This is a genomic window from Paenibacillus taiwanensis DSM 18679 (assembly GCF_000425125.1).
GTDB classification, from domain to species: domain Bacteria; phylum Bacillota; class Bacilli; order Paenibacillales; family Paenibacillaceae; genus Paenibacillus_B; species Paenibacillus_B taiwanensis.
In genome coordinates this window covers 1-3,769 of record NZ_AULE01000008.1, presented here as the reverse complement: position 1 = coordinate 3,769, position 3,769 = coordinate 1, and the positions used below count along the sequence as shown (strand labels likewise).

The 3,769-nt window shown below is 40.1% G+C and carries 6 protein-coding genes; 5 read left to right on the top strand and 1 reads right to left on the bottom strand.

Annotation, left to right across the window (positions count from 1 at the left end):
- The 5 genes from H509_RS0102120 to H509_RS0102100 form a co-directional block, all read left to right on the top strand.
- Positions 1-315, top strand: a 315-nt coding sequence (locus H509_RS0102120; protein ID WP_028543619.1) for a polymorphic toxin-type HINT domain-containing protein, incomplete at its 5' end; no start/stop codon positions are given.
- A gap of 157 nt (positions 316-472) precedes the next feature.
- Entirely contained in the window at positions 473-685 is a 213-nt protein-coding gene (locus H509_RS24020) for a hypothetical protein (RefSeq protein WP_051286765.1), read from the top strand.
- 87 nt (positions 686-772) lie between these two features.
- Positions 773-1,333, top strand: coding sequence for a hypothetical protein (locus tag H509_RS0102110; RefSeq protein ID WP_245595970.1), 561 nt, complete (start codon positions 773-775; stop codon positions 1,331-1,333).
- 362 nt (positions 1,334-1,695) lie between these two features.
- Positions 1,696-1,821, top strand: a complete 126-nt coding sequence (locus tag H509_RS28535; RefSeq protein WP_281169715.1) for a hypothetical protein — start codon at positions 1,696-1,698, stop codon at positions 1,819-1,821.
- Between the two features lie 447 nt (positions 1,822-2,268).
- Positions 2,269-3,389 (top strand): IS3 family transposase gene (locus tag H509_RS0102100; protein WP_157277412.1). Its coding sequence is split into 2 segments (ribosomal slippage): positions 2,269-2,518 and positions 2,518-3,389, totalling 1,122 coding nucleotides; the frame shifts between segments, so codons are not numbered across the junction.
- Positions 3,390-3,465: 76 nt separating this feature from the next.
- Here the strand turns inward: H509_RS0102100 and H509_RS24015 are convergent.
- Positions 3,466-3,769: transposase (locus H509_RS24015; protein ID WP_036695908.1), on the bottom strand; the 304-nt coding region annotated here is incomplete at its 5' end.

Sequence of the window (3,769 nt, the reverse complement as noted above, 5' to 3'; positions counted from 1 at the left end):
ACAGAAGAGCATCCATTCTGGATAGAAGGAAAAGGATGGGTGGAAGCTGGAGATCTGTCAGTAGGCGATAAGCTGGTAGATCGGGATGGTCAGGAGTATCCGATTGAAGCCATTACGGTACGAAAAGAAGCAACAAAGGTATATAATTTTAGAGTACAGGGATACCACAATTACTTTGTAACGGACTTGCGAATCTGGACACACAACTGCGGCGGAGGCAGAGCAATTGCTTCTACAACATCCAGCACCATTTATAGCAGTCCTGTAAGTATAAGCCGAGGCAGCAATTTCGCTGTGAATTCCAGAGGCTTATAAGCAGCAGTTACTAAAGGACCCGTTTAATTCTTTTAAAGCATTTAAGGGGACGGGAAATGTTCCCCAGAGAATATATGAGCCTAGCCCTAAGCATGACCCTAAAAGTGGATGGGGTAGTCCAAATCCAATTCCAGATGCTAAAGCAGGGCAAGATTTATTGGATACAGCGTATTCATCTTCAAAGAACAAGCAACTTTACAACATTTATGAGGGGAAACTAATAAAATTTCAACCGGATGGAGAAAAGGGATGGCATCCATATGCAGTTGCGAATCCTGCTAAGGAAGTACCTGCTGATGTTTTAAGACAGTTTCTTAAAGATAATAAGATTACAAAAGTGGAATACAATAAGTTATTAAAAAACAAGTGAGGTGCTTTTATTCTGAGAAGTTTTGGAGACAAGAACACATTTTCTATTCAATATGAGTTTGGAGCAAACCCCTATAATGAGAATAGTTTGACTGGCGAAACATGGGGAGGGTTTGAATTATTTATTCATGGGGTAGATATCTGCCAATATAAGAGAGAGAATAGCGTAAATATATATCAATGGAATTTGATATATATTGTCGAATGGTTTAGCGAAAATTTAAAGTATATTTTGAATGATGAACTATTTCCTCTTCCTGTTGAAGGACGAAACGCACTAGAACTCTTGAATAACTGTATGTTGTTTGAATCAGATGATGATGATGAATTTGATGCTTGGTTTGATACGAAGCAAGAATGGGAGTTTAAACACTCTTGGTTTTCAAATAGAGCAGGTTCTTTTTTGCCTGATGTATTTTTCAGAAGGGTTAACGGTGAATTAGAGATTGCTTGGGATAATGAATCAACCTACTCTTCAGAAGGAGTTTCTTTTATTAATCCAACTGGAACTATATATTTACCACTCAATATATTTGAATCCACTATCAAGAATTTTATTGAAGATTTCTTGGATCATATTTTTCTGAATTCTAAAAACAGGTGTGATGTAGAAGATTTTCACAAAAAAATAAAGAATTCCATTAAATAGTTTTGCTTTTCTATGGATGTTATCCAGTGCTGGATGAATCTATCCATTCAACTAGTATACATATAACTCATAAAAATACAGATTGAATTTACATTGTTATTGCAAGCTCATACAATACAACCAACAAACCAAACACTTAAAATTTTGACAAACATACTTGAGGAACTACTACTAGCTCTTTCCAACTTGAATCGTGAGAAGGAAAGGGCTAGTTTTGTATGCCAAAAATCAAAGGAGGACAAAACGAATGGAAAAACGTGAACAGGTATTGGCAGCAGGGTTGAAGTAACAGCAACCAGCACAGGATACACGGTCTATTACAAGACTAGCAACTCCTAGACAGTTTAGAGCGAAGGTAACTTGTGAAGTACGATTATTGGAAAAATGGAGTTGTAGCGAAGCGTCAAGTGGCAGGGGCATTTGCGGCCAACATGCAGTATGAGAACGACAAGGTATACCTTTACAGGTTGACCGACAGATTAACTTAATGGACGGTGGCTCTCAAGAGACATCGTCCATTTTGTAGATATGAAAGGTTTATTAACTAGGTAGGATACGTATGAAGGGAAAACAACTGAACCTCTTAGTTTGAATTTGTATACGTATGTGATAACAATCCGGTGATCTGTTTTTTACGAGGTGAACTCAAAATAATGGGGATCGGCAGCAAATCGGCATAAAAGGCCAGCTTCGGAATCAAGAACGAAGCTGGCCTTTTATAATAGCAGTTAGCGTTCCAAAATAGCTTCAATTTCTGCGATAAATGTCTACCCAGTTTTCTACAGTGGTTATAGTTGGTTACATACTATATTCCATCATACTTCGCACTTTAACTTGAAATCGAAAGGGTTATCGTGGATCGGCTACACTTAGTTGGACAATAAAAATAAGGGCTTGTAGAATATATCTATCATATGAAGGAGCGGATCTCTACCATGTTCAAACAACAACGAAGAACGTTTACAGCCGAGTTTAAAAAACAGATGGTGCAACTCTATGAAAATGGGAAATCCAGAGCAGCGATTGTGGCGGAATACGACCTCACGGCTTCGGCTTTGGACCGATGGATTAAGCAATCAAATGCAACCGGTTCTTTTAAAGAGAAGGACAATCGTTCATCTGAAGAAAATGAAATAATCGCTTTACGTAAAGAACTCCAACGTCTCCTGATGGAGAACGACATTTTAAAGCAAGCCGCGCTGATCATGGGACGAAAGTAGCTATCATCCAAAATAACCGTGATAAATACTCGGTATCAGCAATGTGTGACGTCCTCGAAATTGCCAAAAGCACGTTCTACTATGAAGCAGAGGAACAGCCCAAAGAAGAGGCATGTACGAAAGCCATTGTGGAGATCTTCCATAAGAATCGAAAGGCCTACGGTACGCGAAAGTTGAAAGCAACGCTTATGGAACGGGGACTCATCGTGTCCAGACGACGCATAGGCCGAATCATGCGAGAACAAGGTCTTGTCTCTACGTATACCATTGCCCAATTTAAGCCCCGGAAATCGGCTTGTAATGAGGCGAAGACGGCAAATGTATTGGATCGTGAGTTTGAACAAATGGAAAGCAAACGCTTTGTCGTCAGCGATCTGACCTATGTGAAGGTAGGGCACCGTTGGCACTACGTTTGTGTCCTCATTGACCTGTTTAATCGAGAAATTATTGGCCATAGTGCAGGTCGAGCAAAGGATGCTGCGCTGATTTCCCGTGCCTTTGCAACGGTTGAGGGCGATCTCAGCCAGATTCAGTGGTTTCATACGGATCGCGGTAGCGAGTTTAACAACCACACGATGAACCAGCTTCTTAAAACCTTTGGTATTGGCCGGTCACTCAGCAAGAAAGGATGTCCCTACGATAATGCCGTGGCTGAAGCCACCTACAAGGTCATGAAAACGGAATTTATCTACCAGATGGAATTTCGAAGCCTTCATCATCTGGAATTAGAATTATACGACTACGTGAACTGGTTTAACAAGCATCGTATTCACGGGTCATTGGGGTACATGACACCTGTTCAGTATCGTCAAGCAACCCTTATAAAAGTTGTCTGATTTACTGTTGACAATCCATCGGTAGCGTCAAGATTTATGTGTAAATGAAGATAACCTTCTCTTGTAGAAGATAGCATTAGTCCTTGGTGATGAACATGGCTTGGAGTTCGACACGTGCTTGATCAAAGCCTATGTGACAGCGAGTAGCAAATCGATGGTTGTAGTCTTTGAACTGTGCGACCAAGAACTTTTCTAATGCTTCTTCATGTGGAAACTGTTCTTTTCGCTTGGTGTATTTCTTAATCTGTTTGTTGAATGATTCAATGAGATTCGTTGAATAAATGCTTCTCCAGATAGGCTTAGGAAAGCCGTAGAACGTGAACATATAAGGGTTGTCACATAGAGATTTAATGACCTTGGGGTAAGCTGCTTTCCACTTG